The sequence below is a fragment of the Streptomyces sioyaensis genome (assembly GCF_004122735.1).
In the GTDB taxonomy this organism is placed as follows: domain Bacteria; phylum Actinomycetota; class Actinomycetes; order Streptomycetales; family Streptomycetaceae; genus Streptomyces; species Streptomyces sioyaensis.
The window spans coordinates 1-3,263 of sequence record NZ_SDIF01000246.1; the positions used below are offsets into that span (position 1 = coordinate 1).

The following is a 3,263-nucleotide window of genomic DNA, read 5'->3' on the forward strand; positions in this document are numbered from 1 at the left end:
CTGCTCGGCGCACACGAACTGGCTCTGATGCCCGACGGCGCCCCCCTGCCGGGTCTTTGGTTTTTTCCCCGCCGCCCACCCCCCTTCGGGGGGTGGGCGGGTGTGGAGGGGCACTTCGCCTGAGAGCCCGCGGCACCTGGCGTGACGGCCGGCAGGCGTTTCGGCCACCTCGCGCGAGTGCCCGCCGCCCGGCCCCCCCAAGGCGCGCTCACGCCGAATGGCGCAGGTGCTCCGGCAGTACGGGGGCGCTGAAGGGGCGGCCGTGTGCGTAGCGTTCGAGTTCGTCCAGGGCGTGGTCGGCCAGGCGGTGGAGCTCGGTGCCCAGCGATCCCGCCACGTGGGGGGTCAGCAGCACGTTCGGGAGGTCCCACAACGGCGAGCCGGGCGGCGGGAGTTCGGGCTCGGTGACGTCGAGGACGGCGTGCAGGCGGCCGCTGAGCAGCTCGGGGAGCAGCGCCGCCGGGTCGACCAGGGAGCCACGGGCGGTGTTGATCAGGGTGGCGCCGTCGGGCATCAGAGCCAGTTCGTGTGCGCCGAGCAGATGGTGGGTGGCGGGCAACTGCGGGGCGTGCACGGTGACGATGTCGCTGTCGGCGCAGAGCGCGTCGAGCGGGACCGGCGTCACGCCGAGCCGGGCGGCCTCGGCGGCGTCCACGTACGGGTCGTACAGCAGAACGCGCAGGTCGAACGGGCGCAGCAGCTCGATGACGCGGCGGCCGATACGGGAGGCGCCGAGGACGCCGACGGTGCGGTGGTGGTTGCCGGCGCCGGCGAGTTCGTCCTGCCAGTCGTGCGGTGCGCGCAGGCTCCGATAGCGGTGGGCGGAGTGCAGGACCCGCTTGTTGGCGAAGAGGATCGCGGCGAGCGTGTACTCGGCCACCGGGAGCGCGTTGGCGACGGCGGCCGAGCTGACCGCGATACCGCGCTCCCAGCAGGCGTCGGTGAGGTGGTGCCGGACCGAGCCGGCGGCGTGGATGACGGCGCGCAGCCGGGGCGCCGCCTCCAGGACGGCGCCGGTGAGCGGCGGGGCGCCCCAGCAGGTGAGGAGAACCTCGGCGTCGGCGAGGGCGGTGGCGACCGCGGGGGTGGGGTCGGCCAGGTCGTGTGCGACGAGGTGCGGGTCGGTACGGGCCAGCGCCACCAGGCGGGTGCGATGCCGGGCATCGAGCAGCCGGCCGGCGATGCCGGGTGCCATCGAGAGCAGCAACGCGGGCCGGGCAGGGGGCTTTTCCACAGGTCCGGCGGCGGTGTCAGAGGTCGGGTGCATAGTGAGGAACGTGCTCCTTCGCGGTCGCCCGTCAGTGCGCGTCACCTGCCGCCACCGGTGGCGGGAGCGGCGCCTCCAGTGTGTCGCCGCAGGGCCGGGGTGGCGACCGCCGGCGAGCGGACGGCGCGAGGAGCCGACCGGTGATGAGGAGCCGACCGGTGATGAGGAGCCGACCGGTGACGAGGAGAAGGGAGCGGGCAATGAGGGGAGCGGGCATGAAGGGGGCGGGTGTGAGGGGAGCGGGCAGGAAGGGTGCGGGAGACACGGAAGCCGCTGGCCGGTATGCCCGATTGACGTGCGGTCAGGCACGGCTGAAGGATTTCGTCACCCGGCCGCCGCCCACCGCCACAGGGGGAGCCATGTCCGAGCCGCACTCCGAGCCTGCTGCCGTACGCCGTCGGCGTCCTCCGTGTCACCCGCCCTTCACGCTGCCGCCCGAGGACCGCCGCCGCAGCCCGTACACCGGCTGGACCCGCGCCCACTGGGAGGCGACGGCCGACGGCCTGCTGCGGGCCACCGCCCCCTGTGCCTCCCCGTGCCACGGTCTGATCGTCCTCCCCGGAGCCCGCCCCAGCTCCTCCGGCCCCCGCTCGGACGGCCTCGAAGGCTTCGCCCGTACGTTCCTGCTCGCGGCGCTCCGCGTGGCCGGCGCCGACGGCCGCGACCCGCACGGCTACCTTCCCCGTTACGCCGAAGGTCTCGCCGCGGGCACCCGCAGGCCCACCGCCGTACGTGAGCTGACCTCGGCCGACCCGGATTCCTGGCCCCGTATCGACGCCGTCCGCCAGGCCCGTGTCGAGGCCGCCTCAATCGCCCTCGGGCTGCGCCTGACCCGGCGCCGGCTGTGGGACACCCTCGACGAGGGCATCCGCGCCCGCGTCGCCGAGTGGCTGCTGCCCGCCTTGGGCCCGTCCCCCGTCGACAACAACTGGTGGCTCTTCGGCCTCACCGTCGGCGGCTTCCTGCGCGAGGCGGGCATCGAGACCGACCGCGCCGGCGCGGCCATCGACCGTGCGCTGACCCGCATCGAGGACTGGTACCGGGGAGACGGCTGGTATGCGGACGGCGACAACCGCGCCTTCGACCACTACAACGCCTGGGCGCTGCATTTCTACCCGGTCCTGCACGCCCATCTCGGCGCCGACCGGACCCTCCTGGCCACCTACGGCCCCCGCCTGCACGCCCAACTGGACGCCTGCACCCGCCTCTTCGACACCAACGGGGCACCGCTGCCCTTCGGCCGCTCTCTCACCTACCGCTTCGCCGCCGCGGCCGCCCCGTGGCTGGGCGCCCTCACCGGACACACCCCGCTCACCCCCGGCGCCACCCGCCGCCTCGCCTCCGGGACCCTGCGGCACTTCCTCGACCACGGCGCCCTCACCCGGGACGGCCTGTTACCGCTCGGCTGGTACGGCCCGTACGCACCGATGCTCCAGAGTTACTCCGGCCCGGCCTCGCCCTACTGGGCGGCCAAGGGCTTCCTCGGCCTGCTGCTCCCCGCCGACCATCCCGCCTGGACCGCTCCCGAGGAGGCGCTCCCCGCCGAAACCGCCGACGCCGCCGGGCCGTTGGGTCCCACAGGCCTGCTGCTCCAGTCCACCGTCTCCGACGGCCTGGTCCGCCTCCACAACCACGGCAGCAATTCCGTCCGCAGCACCCCCGACCCCTATTACGCCCGCTTCGCCTACTCCACCCGCACCGGGCCCACGGCGCCCGCCGCCGAGGACCCGGCCCTGCCCGACAACCACTTCGCCCTGCTCCTCGACGGCCGCCCCACCACCCGCGGCCCCGCCACCCCGCATGCCGCCGGGCCCGACCGGGCTTCCTCCCTCCACACACCGCGCCATGCCGACGGCACCGAACTCGCCGGCATCCGGATCCTGTCCGCCACCCTCGTCCACGGCCGCGCCGAACTCCGCGCCCACCGGGTCACCGGCGCCGCCCCCGGCACCCGCGTACGCCAGACCGGCTGGGCCACCACCCCCGACGGCCCCAC

General features: G+C 74.8%; 2 protein-coding genes. One reads left to right on the plus strand and one right to left on the minus strand.

Features of this window, described 5'->3' with window-relative positions:
- Positions 1–208: 208 nt before the first annotated feature.
- Positions 209–1,267 (minus strand): hydroxyacid dehydrogenase, encoded by a 1,059-nt coding sequence (locus EST54_RS33530; protein ID WP_129251438.1) that lies wholly within the window; start codon positions 1,265–1,267, stop codon positions 209–211.
- A 359-nt stretch (positions 1,268–1,626) separates the two neighbouring features.
- On the opposite strand from EST54_RS33530, the gene EST54_RS33535 reads away from it, so the two are divergent.
- On the plus strand, positions 1,627–3,263 hold a 1,637-nt coding region (locus tag EST54_RS33535), incomplete at its 3' end, for a DUF2264 domain-containing protein (protein WP_244942678.1).